The 21,134-nt window shown below is 31.5% G+C and carries 17 protein-coding genes; 8 read left to right on the top strand and 9 right to left on the bottom strand.

Features of this window, described 5'->3' with window-relative positions:
• The first annotated feature begins 1 nt into the window (after nucleotide 1).
• The gene (gene nadC / locus ETU10_RS05045; RefSeq protein ID WP_146310368.1) at nucleotides 2-862 is read left to right on the top strand and encodes a carboxylating nicotinate-nucleotide diphosphorylase; all 861 of its coding nucleotides are present in this window, start codon (nucleotides 2-4) and stop codon (nucleotides 860-862) included.
• Between the two features lie 96 nt (nucleotides 863-958).
• On the opposite strand, the gene ETU10_RS05040 is transcribed toward nadC, so the two are convergent.
• Nucleotides 959-2,539, bottom strand: a complete 1,581-nt coding sequence (locus ETU10_RS05040) for a TROVE domain-containing protein (protein WP_146310366.1) — start codon at nucleotides 2,537-2,539, stop codon at nucleotides 959-961.
• Nucleotides 2,540-2,709: 170 nt separating this feature from the next.
• On the opposite strand from ETU10_RS05040, the gene ETU10_RS05035 reads away from it, so the two are divergent.
• The 4 genes from ETU10_RS05035 (at nucleotide 2,710) to ETU10_RS05020 (ending at nucleotide 8,085) form a co-directional block, all read left to right on the top strand.
• Complete coding sequence (locus tag ETU10_RS05035) at nucleotides 2,710-3,744, top strand: helix-turn-helix transcriptional regulator (protein WP_146310364.1); 1,035 nt, start codon at nucleotides 2,710-2,712, stop codon at nucleotides 3,742-3,744.
• Between the two features lie 123 nt (nucleotides 3,745-3,867).
• Nucleotides 3,868-5,223: a hydroxymethylglutaryl-CoA synthase family protein gene (locus ETU10_RS05030; RefSeq protein ID WP_146310465.1), complete on the top strand. Its 1,356-nt coding sequence runs from the start codon at nucleotides 3,868-3,870 to the stop codon at nucleotides 5,221-5,223.
• A gap of 355 nt (nucleotides 5,224-5,578) precedes the next feature.
• A complete protein-coding gene (purU, locus tag ETU10_RS05025; protein WP_146310362.1) occupies nucleotides 5,579-6,439 on the top strand; it encodes a formyltetrahydrofolate deformylase in 861 nt (286 codons plus the stop codon).
• A 53-nt stretch (nucleotides 6,440-6,492) separates the two neighbouring features.
• Entirely contained in the window at nucleotides 6,493-8,085 is a 1,593-nt protein-coding gene (locus ETU10_RS05020) for a peptide chain release factor 3 (protein ID WP_146262303.1), read from the top strand.
• 120 nt (nucleotides 8,086-8,205) lie between these two features.
• Here ETU10_RS05020 and gpmI read toward each other — a convergent pair whose 3' ends face one another.
• The 4 genes from gpmI to ETU10_RS05000 all read right to left on the bottom strand — a co-directional run bounded on the left by gpmI (nucleotide 8,206) and on the right by ETU10_RS05000 (nucleotide 14,030).
• Complete coding sequence (gpmI, locus tag ETU10_RS05015) at nucleotides 8,206-9,735, bottom strand: 2,3-bisphosphoglycerate-independent phosphoglycerate mutase (protein ID WP_146310360.1); 1,530 nt, start codon at nucleotides 9,733-9,735, stop codon at nucleotides 8,206-8,208.
• 123 nt (nucleotides 9,736-9,858) lie between these two features.
• Nucleotides 9,859-11,703, bottom strand: coding sequence for a glutamine--fructose-6-phosphate transaminase (isomerizing) (gene glmS / locus ETU10_RS05010; RefSeq protein WP_146310358.1), 1,845 nt, complete (start codon nucleotides 11,701-11,703; stop codon nucleotides 9,859-9,861).
• 13 nt (nucleotides 11,704-11,716) lie between these two features.
• A complete protein-coding gene (locus ETU10_RS05005; protein WP_146310356.1) occupies nucleotides 11,717-13,213 on the bottom strand; it encodes a DUF4270 family protein in 1,497 nt (498 codons plus the stop codon).
• Nucleotides 13,214-13,220: 7 nt separating this feature from the next.
• Nucleotides 13,221-14,030: a glycogen/starch synthase gene (locus ETU10_RS05000; protein WP_146310354.1), complete on the bottom strand. Its 810-nt coding sequence runs from the start codon at nucleotides 14,028-14,030 to the stop codon at nucleotides 13,221-13,223.
• A 116-nt stretch (nucleotides 14,031-14,146) separates the two neighbouring features.
• On the opposite strand from ETU10_RS05000, the gene panC reads away from it, so the two are divergent.
• Together panC and ETU10_RS04990 are read left to right on the top strand one after the other, a co-directional pair.
• Nucleotides 14,147-15,007, top strand: coding sequence for a pantoate--beta-alanine ligase (gene panC / locus ETU10_RS04995; RefSeq protein WP_146310352.1), 861 nt, complete (start codon nucleotides 14,147-14,149; stop codon nucleotides 15,005-15,007).
• Between the two features lies 1 nt (nucleotide 15,008).
• Nucleotides 15,009-16,031 (top strand): lysylphosphatidylglycerol synthase transmembrane domain-containing protein, encoded by a 1,023-nt coding sequence (locus ETU10_RS04990; protein ID WP_146310350.1) that lies wholly within the window; start codon nucleotides 15,009-15,011, stop codon nucleotides 16,029-16,031.
• Between the two features lie 219 nt (nucleotides 16,032-16,250).
• On the opposite strand, the gene ETU10_RS04985 is transcribed toward ETU10_RS04990, so the two are convergent.
• From ETU10_RS04985 to ETU10_RS04970, 4 genes are all read right to left on the bottom strand, one after another.
• Complete coding sequence (locus ETU10_RS04985) at nucleotides 16,251-16,871, bottom strand: 50S ribosomal protein L25/general stress protein Ctc (RefSeq protein ID WP_146292714.1); 621 nt, start codon at nucleotides 16,869-16,871, stop codon at nucleotides 16,251-16,253.
• Nucleotides 16,872-16,874: 3 nt separating this feature from the next.
• The gene (locus ETU10_RS04980; RefSeq protein WP_146262311.1) at nucleotides 16,875-17,810 is read right to left on the bottom strand and encodes a ribose-phosphate pyrophosphokinase; all 936 of its coding nucleotides are present in this window, start codon (nucleotides 17,808-17,810) and stop codon (nucleotides 16,875-16,877) included.
• An 85-nt stretch (nucleotides 17,811-17,895) separates the two neighbouring features.
• Nucleotides 17,896-19,407 (bottom strand): SGNH/GDSL hydrolase family protein, encoded by a 1,512-nt coding sequence (locus ETU10_RS04975; RefSeq protein ID WP_146310348.1) that lies wholly within the window; start codon nucleotides 19,405-19,407, stop codon nucleotides 17,896-17,898.
• 14 nt (nucleotides 19,408-19,421) lie between these two features.
• Nucleotides 19,422-20,627 carry an OmpP1/FadL family transporter gene (locus ETU10_RS04970; protein WP_146310346.1) on the bottom strand — a complete coding sequence of 402 codons (1,206 nt, stop codon included), beginning with the start codon at nucleotides 20,625-20,627 and terminating at the stop codon, nucleotides 19,422-19,424.
• 265 nt (nucleotides 20,628-20,892) lie between these two features.
• On the opposite strand from ETU10_RS04970, the gene ETU10_RS04965 reads away from it, so the two are divergent.
• On the top strand, nucleotides 20,893-21,132 hold the full coding sequence (locus tag ETU10_RS04965) for a FeoA family protein (protein ID WP_146262314.1): 240 nt from the start codon (nucleotides 20,893-20,895) through the stop codon (nucleotides 21,130-21,132).
• Nucleotides 21,133-21,134 lie beyond the last annotated feature (2 nt).

Raw genomic sequence — 21,134 nt, 5'->3', positions numbered from 1 at the left:
GATGAATAGACCCCCTTACGTTACTAAAGATAGATTAAAGCATTTCATTACAGAAGCTATAAAGGAAGACATTGAAAATGGCGACCATTCTACCCTTGGAAGTGTACCGGCACATTCCAAACAAAAAGCACATCTTATTATTAAAGAAGATTGTTTATTAGCCGGAATTGATCTAGCCTTAGAGATTTTTAATTTTTATGACCCATCCCTTCAAATTGAAGTTTTGAAAAATGATGGAGAACAAGTTTCGAAAGGAGAAATAGCTTTTATTGTATCCGGAAATGCATCATCTATCTTATCCATGGAAAGACTCGTTTTAAATTGTATGCAACGCATGAGCGGTATAGCTACATTAAGTAAAGAAATGAGCGATTTAGTGAAAGGTACAAAAACTAAAATCCTAGATACACGCAAAACTACTCCTAACTTTCGTATGTGTGAAAAATGGGCAGTTTACATGGGTGGAGCTACTAATCATCGGTATGGACTTTTTGATATGGTTATGCTTAAGGATAATCACAATGATTTTGCTGGTGGAATTGTACAATCAGTAACATCCGTTCGTAAATACCTGCAGGAAAAACAATTGGATTTAAAAATTGAAGTTGAAACACGTAATTTATTAGAAGTTCAGCAAGCGATAGACGTTAAAGCAGATATAATTATGTTAGACAATATGACCATTAAAGAAATGGAAAAAGCAGTACTTTTAATTGATGGATGTGCAAAGACTGAAGCATCCGGAGGAATAACCAAAGAAAGAATATTGGAAATAGCCTCTATAGGAGTTGATTATATTTCTTCAGGTTCAATTATTTATGGCGCATCTGTTAAGGATATGAGCCTAAAAGCCATTAAATAATTGAATAAAATAAGCTTTACTGAGCAACATTCATATAGAGACTGTTGTTCTGTAAATCGAAGTAACTCTATATTACGGCATCCGTAAAGCCTTATTTTATAATTTAATTTTCATAATTTCATCCACAATGGTAGATCCTTGTTCAATGAAATAAATCATGTCAAAAATCCGTTCATTCCAACCACTAATATACACCATATTTTTGGAACTTTTAGTTAATGAATTACCATAACCTTTTAAATCTACCGTATAAACTTTCACCTCAGGATTTATTTTTAAATATTTCTTAAATAGAGAGTTAAAGTTATTTCCAGTATTTCCCCTATCATCAAACCAATTACATCCATCTCCAATTTGGCAGTCTGAGAAAATGATCATTCGATCAATAATTATTTTCTCTTTAATTATCTCTTCCATGTATGCAAAGATGCCTCGTTCTGTGCCTGGTCCGCATTCTTTAGCGGCTTCATCAATTCTTTTAAAATTTTCAAACACATTTTCATTTCGGCTTAATTTAGCATTAACTAAATGATCTCCAAATAGTCCCACACACGTATCTCTGCATTTTTCCCAATAAAGTACAGCAAATAAATTGGCTATATCGGCAGTTTTACGGCTACTCATGGCTGATACTAAGGATTTCCCGGCATAGTCTCCATACATGCTTCCCGAATTGTCTGATAATATGGCTGTTTTCCCTTCTTGGTAGGGGATATTTTCACAAGCGATAAGCAAAGCTATTTCTAAAGCATGTTTAACTCTTACAGTTTTTTCTTTGATCTTCTCAAAAATTTGATCTTCTTGTGACAATTTATCAATCTCAATAAAGGCAGATAGGTAACGAAATGGCATTTGCTTAGATTTATGAATACGTTCTCTATCGGTAAGGATTTGAATTGATGTATCCAGAGAACGATCCGTACCTTTTATTAAAATATTTCTTATATTTCTTAAGACAGCCATATAGCCTAAGGAACCGCTTTCTACTAATTCTTCCCATTTTTTGGCTACGGCATTTTTCTTTTCAATCTCAGATGAGAAATTTTTCTTTCCTAGTTCTGACATCTCTGTCTCCCAAGTGTAAGGAGTGTTTAATGTATTGGTAGCTATACGGTTAAAAATTTCTTGTTGATTTTCGTCTTTAGGCTTGGGATGAACTAAAAATAAGGCATCACGTAAACTAACTTCAGACTTAGAATTATATTTGGCGAATTGATATTCATCAAAAGAATTAAAGGCTTCTGCCAAACCTTTTTGAATTTGCTTAGACAATTGGTTTAACTTTTTTGCTTGTTTACGGTTGTTGGCAATTTGGTAATAAGCCAAAACTTCTTTGATTTCATCTGCACGGCGAACAATTCTAGCAATTGTCTTTCTAATTAAATCATTGCCACTAACAATTTTTGCCAACTCCACCGTTAATAGAATTGGTACCGAACGCAAGTTCATATACGTCCGAGCATATACAGCTAATTTACATACAAATTCAGGATCGCATTCTACAATTAATTTTTTAATTCTTTCCAAACGTTCTTCCCCAGACTCATAATAAGAATTATCAACCATGAAGGTTACCACTGCTGAATAAAGCTCAATTTCGCTTTCCATACGAAATGCAAGTGCCCCCATATGATTTACGGTTTGATCTTTATTATTAGATAATTGATTAAATTTCATGGTTCAGATAATTGAATTGATAAGAAAATCCTTTAATGTTATTCAAAGATAAAACCTAGGCTACGCAATATTTTTGCGCAATTAAATTTATTTTATATCTTTAGAAACTTATATTTTACTTTAAATTTTAAAATTAATAAAAATATTTTACTTTATCTAATATTATTTACATGCCAGTCAATAGAAATGCTTTAATTCGATATAAAACCATAGACACTTGTTTAAGAAATAAATATCGTCGGTGGACTTTAAATGATTTAATTGACGCCTGCTCTGATGCTTTGTATGAATACGAAGGAATTGATAAAGGGATAAGTAAGCGTACAGTTCAAATGGATATACAGATGATGCGAAGCGAAAAGCTCGGATACAATGCTCCTATTGTAGTTTATGACCATAAATATTATAAATATGAAGACGAAAATTATAGTATTACAGATACGCCCTTAACAGAACAAGACTTAAAAACCATGTCGGAAGCTGTTGAAATACTTAGACAATTTAAAGGGTTTTCTTACTTTTCCGAAATGGATAACATTGTTAGTCGTCTGGAAGATCATGTTACTTCGGCAAAGAAAAAAACATTTCCAGTTATTGATTTTGAAAAAAATGAAAACTTAACCGGGCTTAAATATCTTGATCCTATCTACCATGCAATTAATAATAAAAAAGTTTTAAAAATCACATATAAATCGTTTAAGGCTACGTCCACTTGTTGTTATATATTTCATCCATACTTGTTAAAAGAATATAGGAACCGTTGGTTTGTTTTTGGTAGATTTAATCACTCTATATATAATTTAGCTTTAGATAGAATTCAGGAAATTGAAATATCTGAAAATGATAATTTTATTGATAATGACTTGTTTAATATTCAATCATTTTTTGAAGATATTGTAGGTGTAACTAGAAATGCTAACATTAGAGCTAAAAACATACGTTTTTGGGTAGACAAAAACAATGCTCCATATGTAGAAACTAAACCATTGCATAAAAGTCAACAAATAATAGAATCCCATGAAGACGGAGCTAAAACTTTTCAAATAAAGGTTGTAATTAATCAAGAACTAATAAGAGAATTTTTAGGTTTTGCAGATTCAATCAAAATTTTATCCCCAAAGTCTTTGGTAGATATTATGTACAAAAAATTCGAAAAAGCTTTAAAAAATTATATCTTGGTTAGAAAAAATGAAATTATTAATTAAATGAAATAATACTTTCATTGAATCAACAATTCTTAGAACAAACTTAATTCAATTATTTAAAGGCTCTTAATTATTTGTTATTTTTGTAAGATTATAATAAATATCCTACCTATGAATACATCCATAAAAGTTGGAATTGATGCAGCAAGTTTCGACATACCAAAAATATACTTACCCATAAAAGATTTAGCGTTAGCAAGAAATATAGAACCTGAAAAACTTGAAAAAGGACTAGGGTTATTAAAAATGTCTTTTCCAGATGTTCATCAGGATGTTGTGGTTTTTGCAGCCAATGCATTGAGAAAACTAATATTTCAAGAGAATTTAAAACCTGAGGATATAGCTAGAATATACGTTGGAACTGAAAGCGGTATAGACTCCTCTAAACCCATTGGTTCATTTTTACTTCCCTTACTGGAAGATTATTATGGAGCAGGATCGATGGAACATTGCGATGTGGTCGATCTCACTTTCGCATGTATTGGAGGGGTAGATGCTTTGCATAATTGTTTAGACTTTATAAGGGTAAACCCCAATAAAAAAGCCATTGTTATTTGTACGGATTTCGCAAAATACGACTTAAATTCAACCGGAGAATATACCCAAGGGGCTGGCGCAATAGCTCTACTGTTATCCAGCAATCCCAGAATCATTTCTATTGATAATAATATAGGAACTAGCACTCAAGGCGTTTTTGATTTCTTTAAACCGAAAAGGTCATTAAATAAAAAAGAAGTAACCGGTAAAGAGAACAATCCAGAATGGTTTGGCGTACTGGAAAATGAAATTGATTTATTTAAAGAACAACCAGTTTTTGAAGGGCAATATTCCAATAGTTGCTATCAAAACCGTTTAAAAGGAGCCTACTTTCAACTAAAAAAACTTTTAAATTATGAAGGCTCTTTATACAATGCTTGGAAAAATATAATTGTTCACTTGCCCTATTCTTTTCAAGGAAGAAGAATGTTTTCAGAAATTTATGCCTTAGATTCCAACCTTAAAGATTCATTACCGGAAGATTTGACTGCCTATAATGAAAGAATTAAAGAAATTGGAAAGAGCGCAGAGTATAAAACCCTTGTTAAAGAAAAATTTAGCCCCGCAGAAATTGCTTCTTCTGACATAGGAAATATGTATACAGGATCTATATTTATGGGATTATTGTCAACACTTTACTATCATTTTAAAAATAATTCAGAAATCAGAGGAGAAAAATTTGGTTTTTTAGCCTACGGAAGCGGTTCAAAATCCAAAGCGTTTGAAGGTATTGTTGAAAGTGAATGGAAATCTCAAACTGAAAAAATAAAATTATTTGAAACCATTAAAGACTCTAAACCCATAGACCTTGATGCTTATCATGCATTACATAAAAAAGAATTAAAAAAATCTATTATATCTCCTTGTAATGAATACATATTGGACAAAATTGAAAAGAATGATCCAAATTTATTAGGCGCAAGATTTTATAAGTATATATAAGCTTAATAAAAAAGGAGAATAAAAGTTTATTCTCCTTTTTTATTTATTTTTTAATAATTAATTGTACGTTCTATTGATTTTTTTACTTACTAGTAGTTTTATTCATCGTGTATTAAACTTAATTTAAAAAAACATTTAAGTCTCTAATTTAGGGGCTGTTCTTAGCCAAAATTTTAGTTTTTCTTAGTTTTAATACATATTTTATGGTTTCTACAAAAATTTATTCTTCTTCGCTTTTGTCAAAAATTAATTTTGTATTGCCCTATGATTAGATTTAATCCTTATCTTTAATAAAAGGAAAATTTTTTCGAATCATTCAAGATAACATACAATTAATAAAAACTCTTAATACAAAATGAAGAATTCAAATGCTATTCTACTTATACACTGCCCGGATAGACCTGGACTTATCGCATCAGTTACAGAATTTATATGTTCCTATGGAGGAAATATAATTGAATTGGAACAGCATGTAGATCCTAAAGATAAAATATTTTTTATGCGAGTAGAATGGGATTTGAAGGATTTTTCAATTCCTAGAAATGAAATTTCAGAGTATTTTAAAAAAAATTATGGAGATAAACTTTCCATGAATTTTAAATTATATTTTAATGATTATATTCCGAAAATGGCTATCTGTGTATCAAAAATGTCTCATTGTTTATTTGATATTCTAGGTCGATATACGGCGGGTGAATGGAAAGTACAGATTCCAATAATTATTAGCAATCATGAAGATCTTAGGTGGGTAGCAGATAAATTTGGTATTGAGTACCATGTTTTCAAAATGAATTCAGATAATAAAACTTCTATAGAAGCAAAGCAAAAAGAGCTTTTGAGAGAAAAAGAGATTGATTTTATTGTTCTTGCTCGTTATATGCAAATCCTTACGGATGACTTTATTCTTAGCTATCCAAATAAAATAATCAACATACATCACTCTTTTCTTCCTGCATTCGTTGGTGCAAAACCTTACCATGCTGCTTTCGAACGTGGCGTTAAACTAATTGGGGCTACCAGCCATTATGTAACTGAAGAACTGGATGCGGGACCTATTATAGAACAAGATATTACTCGTATCAGTCATAAAGACTGTATTCAAGATTTAGTGAGAAAGGGTCAAGATTTAGAGAAAATTGTGTTATCGCATGCTATAGAGCACCATATTAACCGTAAGGTTTTGGTTTATAAAAATAAAACCGTCTTATTCTCTTAGAATCTAAATCTGTTAAATATCTTATATTTGCAGATATTTAGCTGTAAGATACCATGAGTACTACCTTAGAAAAAGAAATACACAAAAGAAAAACATTCGGAATTATTTCCCATCCAGATGCAGGAAAAACTACTTTAACTGAAAAATTATTATTGTTTGGAGGTGCTATACAGGAAGCTGGAGCGGTTAAAAGCAATAAAGTGAAAAAGGGGGCTGCTTCTGACTTTATGGAAATTGAACGACAAAGAGGTATTTCTGTAGCTACTTCTGTATTGGCTTTTGATTATAAAGGAAAAAAAATAAACATTTTAGACACTCCTGGTCATAAAGATTTTGCAGAAGATACTTATAGAACTTTAACAGCTGTTGATTCCGTAATCGTTGTTATTGATGTTGCTAAAGGGGTAGAAGAGCAAACTGAAAAATTAGTGCAGGTTTGTAGAATGAGAAACATTCCTATGTTGGTTTTCATTAATAAATTGGACCGAGAAGGTAAGGATGCTTTTGACTTATTGGATGAAGTTGAGCAAAAACTAAACTTAAGAGTTACTCCTCTTTCTTGGCCCATTGGTATGGGTTTAGATTTTCAAGGAATCTATAATATGTGGGAAAAGAATTTAAAATTCTTTACGGAAGAGAAAAAACAAAAAGTTGGAGATCGTATTGAAATTGAAGATATAAATGACCCTATTATTAATGAATTAATTGGGGATAAAGCCGCTGAAAACCTAAGAACAGATCAGGAATTAATTACATCTGTATATCCAGAATTTTCCAAACAAGAGTATTTAGATGGAACTTTACAACCGGTGTTTTTTGGTTCTGCTTTAAATAATTTTGGAGTTCAAGAGTTATTGGATGCTTTTATTGATATAGCTCCTAACCCGCTTCCAAAAATGAGCGATATACGCTTAGTAAAACCAGAAGAAAATAATTTTACGGGTTTTGTATTTAAAATTCATGCTAACATGGATCCTAAACATAGAGACCGCTTAGCCTTTGTAAAAATTGTTTCAGGAACATTTAAGAGAAATACCAATTATCTGCACGTAAGACAAAACAAAACTTTAAAATTTAGTAGCCCGGCAGCATTTTTTGCTGATAAAAAAGAGGTAATTGAAGAGAGTTTTCCTGGGGATATCGTGGGATTGCATGATACGGGCAATTTTAGAATTGGAGATACACTAACCGAAGGCGAAAAACTTAATTTTAAAGGAATTCCTTCCTTTTCACCGGAACATTTCCGCTACATTAATAATGATGATCCCATGAAAACAAAACAATTAGCTAAAGGTATTGACCAGCTAATGGATGAGGGTGTCGCTCAATTGTTTACCTTAGAAATTAACAATCGTAAAATTATTGGAACTGTAGGTGCTCTTCAATACGAAGTTATACAATACAGATTAGAACATGAATATTCAGCTAAATGTAGCTATGAACCGGTAAGCATTCATAAAGCCTGCTGGGTAGAATGTGAAGATCAAAAATCTGAAGAATTTTTAGAATTTAAACGTGTGAAACAAAAATTTTTAGCTAAAGATAAATTTGGTCAATTGGTTTTTCTAGCAGATTCTGCATTTAGCATTACCATGACACAGGAAAAATATCCTTCTGTTAAACTTCACTTTACGAATGAATTCTAAATAATTAAATTTTAATATTTAATTTATCAATCATAGATTATCTTAATCTTGATTTTTATTTAAGATTAAGTATAAAAAAAGACATTAATTTTATTAATGTCTTTTTGCAAAATTATAGTATTAATTTTTCTTTTGAATAAGTATATCTCCAGTCATTTCTTTAGGAATTGGAAGTCCCATAAGAGTTAAAATGGTTGGGGCTACGTCGCCTAATTTCCCTGGTTTTAAATTGTAGTGCTCTTTATCTACTATAACCAAAGGTACTAAGTTTGTTGTATGCTGTGTATTTGGAGATCCATCTTCATTTTTCATTTTATCAGAATTTCCATGATCGGCAATAATAATTGTTGTATAACCATTATCTAAGGCTACATCACAAATATCTTTTGCACATTCATCCACCACTTCTGCTGCTTTAATAGCCGCTTCAAACACTCCGGTGTGTCCTACCATATCGGTATTAGCAAAATTTAAGCACACAAAATCTACTTCTTGTTTTTTTAATTCAGGTATTATTGCATCCCGTATATCATAAGCTGCCATTTGTGGTTTTAAGTCATAAGTTGGAACATCTTTAGGAGATTGTGCCATAATTCTTTTTTCATTGACAAACTCTTTTTCTTCTCCGCCTGAAAAAAAGAATGTTACATGCGGATATTTTTCAGTTTCTGCAATTCTTATTTGGTTTAAAGAAGCATTGGCAATAACTTCTCCCAAAGTATTTTTAATGGTTTCTTCTTTAAAAATTACGTGAATATTTTTGAAAGTTTCATCATATTCAGTCATTGTTACAAAATAGAGATCTAATTTTTTAGTGCCCACTTCTGGATGATCGTGTTGAGACAATACATCTACAATTTCTCTAGGTCTATCTGTTCTAAAGTTAAAACAAATTACTACATCACCCTCTTGTATTTTAGCAATAGGAACATCATTTTCAGTGACTACAATAGGCTTTAAAAACTCATCAGTAATTCCATCTTTATACGATTGCTCAATTACTTGTAATGGATCATCCGTATGGGTTCCTTCAGAATTTACCATGGCATCATAGGCAAGTTTTAATCTTTCCCACCTCTTATCTCTATCCATTGCATAATACCTTCCTACAATTGTGGCTAACTTTGCATTATAAGTATTACAAAAATCTAAAGTTTCTTTTATAAATCCTTTTCCACTATGCGGATCACAATCTCTTCCATCTGTAAACGCATGAACAAATACCTCTTTAACCTCAGAATTATTGGCAGCTTCCACTAGTGATTTTAAATGATCTATATGCGCATGAACTCCTCCGTCTGAAACTAAACCAATAAAATGAACTGGCTTATTATTGGCTTTTGCATATTCAAAAGCTTTTTGCAATTCTACTTCTTTATTTAAAGTCTTATTTTCAACAGCTAAGTTTATCCTAGTTAAGTTTTGGTAAACTACTCTCCCTGCTCCTAAATTCATATGTCCAACCTCAGAATTTCCCATTTGCCCTTTAGGTAATCCCACATCTAATCCATAGGTTACTAATGTGGTATGGGAATATTTTTGGAAGTTACTATCCATAAATGGTGTATGTGCTTGGTCAATGGCTGAAACAGATTTATCAGTGGCTATCCCCCAGCCGTCTAATATCATTAATATAACTTTTTTATTCATTGTATTTGATCTTTGCTTATTACAAAAATACTGATTTTTATAATTTTTTTTAGTCTTTAAGTTCCTCTAATCTTGAAAATTATAGCTTATAAAAAAAGGTTTAGAAATCTAAACCTTTTTTAATTATTCAACTGTTACTGATTTTGCTAAATTTCTAGGTTGATCAACGTTAACCCCTCTCAAAATTGCTATATAATAAGCAAGTAACTGAAGTGGAATTGAGGCTAAGATCGGGGAAAAACATTCTGAAACATCAGGAATTTCAATTGCTTCAGCAACCATATTTTTAACTTGGGTATCACCTTCGGTGACGATTGCTATCACTTTTCCTTTCCTTGAATTTATTTCTTGAATGTTACTTACTATTTTTTCGTAATGTTCCGTTCTTGGAGCTATAACCACCACCGGCATATTTTCGTCAATTAAAGCTATCGGACCATGTTTCATTTCAGCCGCTGGATAACCTTCCGCATGTATATATGAAATTTCCTTTAATTTTAGAGCTCCTTCTAAAGCGATTGGATAATTATATCCTCTCCCTAAATATAAGAAATTATGTACATTTTCGTATTGCAAAGAAATATTCTTGATTTGTTCTTCGGTAGATTTAATTAGTTTCTCAATTTTATCAGGAATTGAGTCCAATTCCGTTATTAAAGAATTGAATTTTTCTTTACTAATGGTTCCTTTATGCTTCGCTAGCTTTATAGCTATCATAGAAAGTACCGCTAATTGTGCAGTAAAAGCTTTTGTTGATGCTACACCTATTTCTGGTCCTGCATGGGTATAAGAGCCGGCGTCTGTTAATCGAGCGATTGAAGAATCAACTACGTTACAGATGCCGTATATAAAGGCTCCTTTTTCTTTGGCTAATTTCAAAGCTGCCAAAGAATCTGCTGTTTCTCCTGATTGTGATATGGCAATTACAATATCTTTATCTGTAATTATTGGATTTCGATATCTGAATTCTGAAGCATATTCAACTTCTACAGGTATTCTAGCCAAATCTTCAATAAGATATTCTCCTACCAAACCAGCATGCCAAGAAGTTCCACAAGAGATAATAATAATTCTTTCTGCATTTAGAAATTTCTCTTGATAGTCCCATATACCTGCCATTTGAATAATGCCTTCTTCCACTAACAACCTTCCTCTCATAGTATCCATAATAGACTTGGGTTGTTCATGGATTTCTTTTAGCATAAAATGTTCATAGCCTCCCTTTTCGATCTCTTCTAAACTCAATTTAAGTTCTTGAATGATTGGATTTACTTTTGAGTTATCTTTAATTTTAAAAACATCTACGCCTTTTAAGCTTATATTAGCCATCTCGCCATCTTCTAAATAAAGGGCTTCTTTCGTAAACTCTATAAACGGAGATGCATCAGAGGCAATAAAGTACTCATTTTCACCAATTCCTATGGCTAATGGACTACTTAATCTTGCCACTACAATTTCCTCCGGATGATCTACTTCCATGACTGCTATAGCGTAAGCTCCTATAACTTCATTTAATGCTAGACGAACAGCCGTTGATAAATCAATTTTTTGGGTATCCTGCATAAATTGTATAAGATTGACCAATACCTCTGTATCTGTATCACTTTTAAAGGAATAACCTTTAGAAGTTAGCATTATTTTTAAAGTATCATAGTTTTCAATTATACCGTTATGTACCAAAACTATCTTCTCATTGTTGGATAAATGAGGATGAGAATTAATATCGTTTGGAACTCCGTGGGTCGCCCATCTAGTATGACCAACACCTACGGTTGCATCGGATTTAAGCCCTTTACATATTTCTTCTAAATCTGAAACTTTACCTTTAGTCTTAAATAATTTAAAATTTTTATTTTCATTTAAAACAATTCCTGCACTATCGTACCCTCTATATTCTAATCGTCTTAATCCATTAATAACTATGGGATAAGCCAATTTATTTCCAATATATCCTGTAATTCCACACATAATTATTATAAATTTATTTTTTAGTATAAGTGATTTCTAATTTTAATTTTTTATCTTCAGTTTCATTATTTCCATAAAATACTAATCGGTAGGGCTGATATGCTCTTGTTGTTTTGACATATGAAACATACTGATCTGAAGAATTTTTTTCAAAATTTCCAATACCAACCTTAATAAGGTCATTACTAGCATTTTTTTCTACAATACTTTTCACATATTGGGTAATGTTTAAAATATAATAGCCTGGATTTATTTCTGTATTGTAAGGAGGATTGAAATTATAACCCGATAAACTTGAAAAACTAGTTATATCTGGTAAAAAAGAATTTTTAGTACTATTATACCCATAAATATAAATGGGTTTAGTTCCCGTAGTTTCTGCCACATTAAATTTTAACTGAGCATTAACAATTGCCCAATTTTTATGTAAGACTGAATCTCTAATGGCAGAAATCTGTGTTTCATCCAATTTAATAATCGCAGACGGACCTCCCATTCCTTGTAAAAACAATTTAGATTCTCCTTGTGTTATGTTGGGATTAAGCAGTTGTTCCTTCAATTGAGAGCTAGCGGTTGAATTATCAAAAGTATATTCACCAAGCTCAGAATTAAACTCATTCCCCATGGTAAATTCATAAGTAGCATTTACAAAATTATCAGCATTTGTATTTTTGTATTTATAATAAGCCACCAATGTCATTGTGCTTCTTGAAAAATCAAACATGAAATGTGAACGATCATCAGCTGGAGAAATTCTTATTCCTTTAAAATATTGCACGAAGAGATCGTCATTACTTAGCTCTGGTGCACCTTTTTTATTAAAGAAGTTTTCTTTAAAGTAGGTAGGATCCAATCGTATTCTATAACCTGGCTTTGATTCAGTTGTAACTACAGCCCCTCCACTAGTTTTTATTGAAATACTTGTAAGGGTCCCACCTAAGCTGGCAGTTCCTAACAAGTCACCTACGCTAACAACTTTATTAGAATACAAAGCCGATGAGGTAGTTTCTAAAAAAGTATTAATTCTATTAACGTTAATAGGCATAGGAGTTTCTGTGCTTCCTAAATAAGAGGTTAAAGGATATTTAGTAGTATATTTTAACGTGTCTGTTCCATTACCTGGTTTCAAAACGCTTGAAACCGTTCCTAAAGAAGCTCCAAAGGAAGGATTTATAGTTAAAACCACTGAATCAACTTCTTGTATATTTCCTTTAATCTCATGATTGGCAGCCAATCTAATCTGAGTATTAAACGAAGCTTTGGATTTTCCAAAGACATTATCTTCATACACACCAATTAAACCATTGGTTAATGTTGAATAATCTGCTCTAATAGTATCATTATTAGACACGGTGTAAGCAACTAAATCAACTGTAGTTTTCATACCTTTAGATTGATCTGGTATTAATCCTGCACCTATATCTGTTGAATCATTTTCACAGCTTAACAAAAAAGTTATTGATATTCCTGTTAATATCAATAACTTTATATTACTTTTAAGTATATTCATAAAATATTTAATGTTGAATATTTATTCCATTTGCTTCTCGATAAACTTCCTGAATGTCTTCGTTCTGAATAAAATCAAATTTGGATTGTTCTAATTCATTGTAAAGCTCTTCCAACTCATTTAATAGAAGTTCTTCTCCTTTTACTACTACATCAGAAAATTTCATCGCTTCTTTTACAACATTAACGTAAGAATTGGAATTTAAGTATTTTAAATCATTCAAATCAATCTTATCATATTCAAGAATATTTTTAAAATTCTCACTAAACACACCGCCTTGTCCATGATTATATACTGAAGATATAATTTTTATGTCACTAAAAAATGCATCATTGGAATAATTAGTCTTTAAATAGATAGGTAAGAAACTTGCCATCCACCCGTGAATATGTATTACATCTGGAATCCAATTTAATTTTTTTATAGTTTCTAAAACTCCTTTAGCAAAGAAAACGGATCTTTCATCATTGTCTTCAAACCACTGGTTAGAATCATCTGAATAGGCAGATTTTCTTTTAAAGTATTCTTGATTCTCAATAAAATAAACCTGCATTCTTTCTCCAGGAAGTGAAGCTACTTTAATTACCAATGGTTGATCTAAATCGTTGATGATTAAATTCATTCCCGACAGTCGAATAACTTCGTGGAGTTGATATCTCCTCTCATTTATTAAACCAAATCTTGGCATAAAAATCCTAACATCTTTCCCTTGTGCAAACATCTGCTTTGCTGCATTGTACACACCAGAAGATATAGGGTTTTCATTAAAGTAAGGAACTAATTCGGAAGTTACATGAAGTATTCTTTGTAAACTCATTATTTTTAAAAAATGATTGTAATAGTTGTTACAAAGTTACAAAAAATTAATGATATGTGCTATGTTTGCATTATATATGGATTAGTTGCATTACTGCAACAAATAATTTTAAGATTATGGTTATATTAAGAAATAAGCAAGATTTATCAGACTTTTCTAGCTCAATAAATGATAAGCAACTCACCCTTGGCTTTGTGCCAACTATGGGGGCTCTACATCAAGGACATCTTTCTCTAATTCAAAAATCCATAGAAGAAAACCAGTACACGCTCGCTAGTATTTATGTAAATCCAACTCAATTTAATGATATATCTGATTTTGAAAAATATCCTAAAACTGAACTGGAAGATATTAGAAAATTAGAAAGTATTGGATGTGACGCCGTTTATATTCCTTCGAATCAAGATATGTACCCAGAGGGTTTAGAGTTAGATGTTTTTAATATTGGAACTTTAGGGGAACACATGGAAGGGCATTCACGACCGGGACATTTTGATGGTATGATTACTATAGTTAGACGTTTATTTCTACAAATTAAACCTTCTAAAGCCTATTTTGGTGAAAAAGATTTTCAACAACTTCAAATTATTAGAAAATTTGTTTACGATGAAAAACTTCCTATAAAAATTATTGGAATGCCAATTTTTAGAGAAGACTCGGGTCTTGCTCTGAGTTCCAGGAATAGCCGTTTATCGGGTTCATTCAAAGAAGAAGCTCCATTCATCTATCAATCTTTACTTAAAGCAAAAAAACTTATTGAAAATTGTAAACCTGTGAGTGAAGTTATTTCAGAAATTAAAGAATTGTATGATAGTTCAATCTTTAAACTGGATTATTTTATTATTGCTGAAGAGGAAAATCTAATCCCTGTTGAAAAATTAGAATCAAATAAAAGTTATAGAGCCTTTATAACTGTTTACGCTGGAGAAGTTAGGCTTATTGATAATATAAAATTAGATTTTAATAATTGCATTTAGAATGAATAAAAAGATTAAAACTACTCTAACCGTCTTAGTATCTATAATTGTAGCCGGAGGTCTTATGCTATTAGTCGCAAAAAGTTTAGGTGGAAACTTTGTTGAAAAAACTATATCTGTAGTTAAAAGGGCAAACTATCTATGGATTGGTTTAGCCGCTTGTTTTGGCTTAGGAGCTTATTTTCTTAGAGCAATTCGTTGGAATTTACTATTAGAGCCCATGGGATATAAGATTCATAATTCAAATGCATTATGGACTTTATCTTTTGGTTACTTCCTAAATTTAGGCATACCACGAATGGGAGAAATAGGTAGAGCAACTGCACTTCAAACGGTTGAAAATGTTCCTTTTTCAAAATCTTTTGGTACGATTGTAACAGAAAGGGTTATTGATCTTCTTTTTATGCTTCTTTTTTTATTATTAGCTTTCATTTTTAATTATTCATCCTTATTATCTGCCATTAGTATCTCCATAAGTTCTAATGATAAACCTATTGAAATCAATTATACAATTTTATATATTATAGGTTTTACTACTTTATTACTATTTTCTTTAATTCTAATTTTAAGAAAAAAGCTTTTACAGCTATCAGTAGTAAATAAAATAATAAGCCTATTAAAAGGAATTCTTACTGGACTTATTTCAATTGTAAAAGTAAAACAAAAACTTAAATTTACTCTTTTAACTATAGGAATATGGGTATGCTACTTTTTTGCTTCTTATTTAATTGTATTTGCGTTACCTGAAACTTCTTTTATTCCTATACAAACCGGGTTTTACTTACTTGCAATCGGCTCTTTAGGTATGATACTACCTGCTTCTGGGGGTATTGGCGCCTACCACGGTGCTATGATGATTGGTTTTTCTGCTTTATTCTTAAGCTTAGATAAATCTGCATCGGAAGGGAAAGACATAGGATATTCTTATGCTATACTTTCTCATAGCTTGCAAATGGTTATTATGATTGTAATGGGTTTATTTTCCATTGTAATGCTTGCCAGAAATAAGAAAACAAAACAATAACTTCTATTATTTAGTTCAATAGATATATCTTGTAAATTAATTAATAATTTTTCATTATTGTAGCCAAGCGATAAATTTAAAATATTGACTGCTTGACTTGAATTATTCATATTAGCATTTGCTATTCAAGAGTAATTTTTGGTTTAATCCAAATCACAATATTTTAAATAAAAAAAGGATACTTAAATAAGTACCCTTTTTTTATTTTTAACAATTGTATTAATTAGTTCCTTCAGCATTTTCATTTGCTGAACCTTCTCCATTTTCTTCATCATCGTCATCAGCTCCTGCCTTAACTGTACGTGAAGTTTTAACCGCTACAACCACAGTGTTGTCTGGATGTAGGATTTGAAATTTGTCATTTTTAAGTTTAGCAACTTCAAACTTATGACCAACATTTAAAGGCGTTACATCTATAACTATTTCATCTGGCAAATTAACCGGAATCGCTCTTACCTTTAATTTTCTTAAGTTTACTCGTAGTACCCCTCCTCTAACAACACCTTTAGATCTACCTGTTGTAATTACAGGAACTTCAATTGATACAGGCTTGTCTGGATTTAACTCATAAAAATCTGCATGTATAATTCTATCAGTTACTGGATGAAATTGCACATCTTGTAAAATTGCATCTATCTTTCTTCCATCAACTTCTAAAGTAACTGTGTGTGCTTCGGGAGTATAAACTAAGTTTTTAAAACTTTTTTCATCTGCTGAGAAGTGTAATACTTCTTTTTCTCCATAAACAACACAAGGAACTTTTTCAGCATTACGTAGAGCTTGGGATGACTTTTTACCTACGCTTTCTCTTTTTTCCCCTTGAATTGTAATTGATTTCATATTTTATATTAAAAATTTTTTACTTATAGATTCTCTATTATGAACAAGATTCATTATCTCTCCAAAAAGAGGTGCACAAGATAAGACTTTTATTTTGTCTACCAAATTATTTTTTAATGGTATTGAATCTGTGACAATTACTTCTTCTAATCTTGAATTATTAATTCGTTCGTAAGCTCCTCCAGAGAGAATAGGATGAGTTGCCATAGCTCTAACACTTAGTGCGCCGGATTCCATAATAATATCAGCAGCCTTTGTTAGAGTACCGGCTGTATCAATCATATCATCTATTAGAATAACGTTTCTATCTTTAACGTCTCCAATTAAAATCATATAATCAATATTATTAGCCTTTTTTCTTTCTTTATAACAGATTACTACGTCAGCATTTAAATGACTGGCATAGGTTCTCGCTCTTTTAGCTCCTCCCATATCCGGAGATGCTATTGTTAAATTTTTTAGATTTAATGAACGTACATAATTCACAAAGATGTTGGATGCAAATAAATGATCCACCGGTATTTCAAAAAAACCTTGAATTTGATCTGCATGCAAATCCATGGTCATTATACGTGTCGCTCCGGCAGCACTTAGTAAATTGGCTACCAACTTAGCTCCTATAGGTACTCTAGGTTTGTCCTTCCTATCTTGCCTAGCCAAACCAAAATATGGGATCACTGCTGTAATTTTATCAGCAGAAGCTCGTTTAGCAGCGTCAATCATCAATAACATTTCCATTAAATTATCTGCAGGTGGAAAGGTTGATCCTATGATAAAAACTCTTGAACCTCTTACAGATTCTTCTAAACATGGTTGATATTCTCCATCACTAAAATCAAAAAAGCTCATTTTTCCTAATGGCATTCCATAACTTTGTGATATTTTTTCTGCTAAAGTTACATTTTCTCTGGTAGAGAAAATATGTACCGGTTGACTCATTTATGCTTATTAAAATTTTTACCCAAAAACAATGACACAAATTTATAATTTTTTCAGATATAGACTAATTATTGCAAATAAATTTCTAAGGAAAGTCTACGCCTTTGTAATTATTAGGATTTACTTTAGGTAAATTTGATAAATATTTTTTGTTAATAGACTCTATAAATTCATTAGCAATAAAGGCATATCCTCTACCTGAAGGGTGAACCCCGTCTAAAGAGAAAGCTCCTCCTGTAACAAATTTACTTGTATAGTTAACTCCATCATATGTAATCCCTGATTTTTTGCTTAAATCATTCATCAGCTTATTGACATCTACAAATGCTAAATTATATTGTTCTGCGTAATTCTTTATTATATTGTTGAATGCGATTGTTGCCTGTTTTATTAGATTTACTTCTACTTCTGTTAGTACCCATTGGTCTTCCAATGGATATGTTACCCCATTAATGGATTGTTCTGCTGGAACACCATTTTTTATAGCTTCTTGATTGGGCTTTCCAAGAATTGAGCTTGCTGTCAATAACAAATAATCCTTTGAATTTGCTGGTCTAGATTGCCCATACAACTTTCCTAAAAAATTTGCTTGCTGTGAAGGGATTCCTTTGGATATTAGTACATTTGATAATTGTTGACTTAAATCTTTAATAGATTTATCTTTAATTAATACTGGATTTGATTGTGTTGATGAATATACAATCTTTCTTTCTGGGTAGCCTAAAGCCTCAAAAATTTGATTCAGCTGTGAATATGAAGTATTAATTTTATCTATTTGCTTGGGATCGCTTGCTGTAAGTGCTTGAGGGGATAATGGGTTGTATGGAACAGTTGTAAAAAAAGGAATACTGGTTACGTCTGGTATATTCGCAATTACTCCTTTAGCACCTCCTGAAGTTAGGGTTTGTACTAATGTTTTATAAGCAGAATCAAAAGTAGAAATATCTGTAATTGGATTGGTGCCGTCCCCTCCAGAGGTAGCATAGCCCAATACATCATTATTTCCTATCCACAATGAAAAAAAAGTTGGATTCTGCAACATTGCATCAGATAAAACTGAGGACTCTGGTGAAGATGCAAAACGTACAAAGTATGGATTTGCTTCTTGAGATTGTAATTTGTTAGGATTTCCATACCCCGGAACTATCAAATGAAATGATTTAGCTCCCGGAACTCCCATATTTTGAAAAGGCCCTTCTGAATATAAATTATTTAAGGTTGTACTTGCATTCCCAAGGGCTGTAACTGGAGATAAACTACCATTTACTACTGCTAATATTTTTTTATTTTCAACTTTCACCATGGGTATCCCCCCTAATTCATCATTCATATAAGGAACTTTAAAATCACCTCCTCCAGCGTATTTCATTTGAGTGGCTAACATAACTGGGTATGATTCTTTTTGACCTGATATATATAAAGCGTTATCTCTATAACCTGAAGTTAGTGAATTCCCTAACGCAACATATCTTGAAAAATCTGCCTGTCCTTTTTGAATAGCTACATCTGAGACATCTTCATCAAAACTATTTTTACAAGAATGTACGGTTAATGCTAATATGGGTAATAGAAAGATATATAAAAAAATTTTTTTCATCGTTTTTTTAATTTTTAAAATGGATTCCAAGTTAATCCTAGTCCAACAATAAAGCTACTTAAGTTAGCTTCTCCACTAAAGTTATAGAATTCGTTATTAAATTTCCTTGACTTTCCTACATAGTAAATTCCAGATAAGTCAACCATTAGTTTTTTATTATAAAAACTATATCCTACCCCACCTGTAACAGCATTATTATTCGTACTAGGTGTTTCCGGACTCCAAAAATTTGACCTAACGGGCGATTGATCGTAATAATATCCTAAACGAACGGCTAAATCCTCTGTTGCTAAGTATTCTCCACCTATTCTAAAGGTATTTGAATTTTTAAATTTTTTGGGTACCATTGAAACAGTAGGATCATTTTCTAAGTTACCTACCTGATTCTTTTTAAAGTTAAAGGTTAAATTTTCATATCTATTCCACCCGGAAACATTCCAATCGGCGGATATAGATAATTTTGGTAATACTCTATAAGTTAGCCCAAGTGTAAATTCTGAAGCTAAAGGTAGTGTTGCACTAAACTGGTCTGTTGACGTTAAAAAGGGACTTTCCCCAACCAATGAAGAAGGAATATCAAATTCAGCTTTTCCTTTTTTTGCTTTCATATCAACTTTTGATCGATATGCTACGCTGATATCTAATTTGTCAGTGGGTCTTAGATACACTCCTACATTAAACCCGTTACCGGATGCATTTTTATCTTCTAACTTCATTTGTCCATTTACGGGTGTTAATGATTTTTGTAAGTTTACGTTCCCTGTAGCATATATAAACCCTGCACCCACACTTATCCAATTATTAAACCTATAGGCAACCGTAGGTTGTATATAAAAAGCTTGAAGTTCAATTTTGTTGATTAAATCTTTTCCTGCCCAATCTTCCCCCCAATTAACTATGCTTCCAAAAGGTGTTGTAATACTTAAAGCTACAGAAATTTGATTGGTTGCTTTGTAAGCCACATTAAATGTCATTGGTGTGCTAATTGGATTGTCTGTACTTGCCTTATAATGGGTTTGTAAATTTTGATAATTTACTTTGGTTCCTACTAAAAAACCTCCGGCGGATATACTCAGTTTCGAAGGGATAAATGCTATTCCTCCGGGATTAAAGAAAGCAACGCTTGCATCTCTTACATGTGCACTAGTATGCGCCATAGCTGCTTGTCTTACCCCTTGCAATGATACTCTAAAACCTCCAGCTTGTACCATTGAAATCATGATTATGAATATAAATATTAATAAATGCTTTTTATTTCTCATATAATTTAAAATTCTCTAAACTTTGAAAGCAAAACTATTAGTAATTTTAATAAATTATTAAAATATTAGCTAATATTTTTAGTTATAATAAGATATATTAATAAAATATTGACTTATTTTTTATGTATTCACAATTATCATATATACTATATAGATTCAAATTTTATTTATATTAAATCTAAATAATTTTTATATTTGCAATCAATTCACTTTGAGTCAATCTATGAACCCTCAATCATTATCCTTATTAAAACCTTCTGAAAAAGCAATAGTAATTGGTTTTTCAGAGGAAGATATTCCTGCGAAAATATTAGAAATGGGTATTGTACCTGGAGTTTCCATCTCTCTTATAAGAAAAGCCCCATGGAATGGTCCTCTATACATAGAATATGGGAATGAGAAAAGCATTATTATGCTAAGAAAAGAAGAGGCAAAATGTATTCTTATTGAGGTAAAATCTTAAAT

It is taken from the genome of Apibacter muscae, from assembly GCF_007845595.1.
Lineage (GTDB): Bacteria > Bacteroidota > Bacteroidia > Flavobacteriales > Weeksellaceae > Apibacter > Apibacter muscae.
Note: the sequence above shows the minus strand (reverse complement) of the source record. Positions and strands in the feature narration are given on the sequence as shown.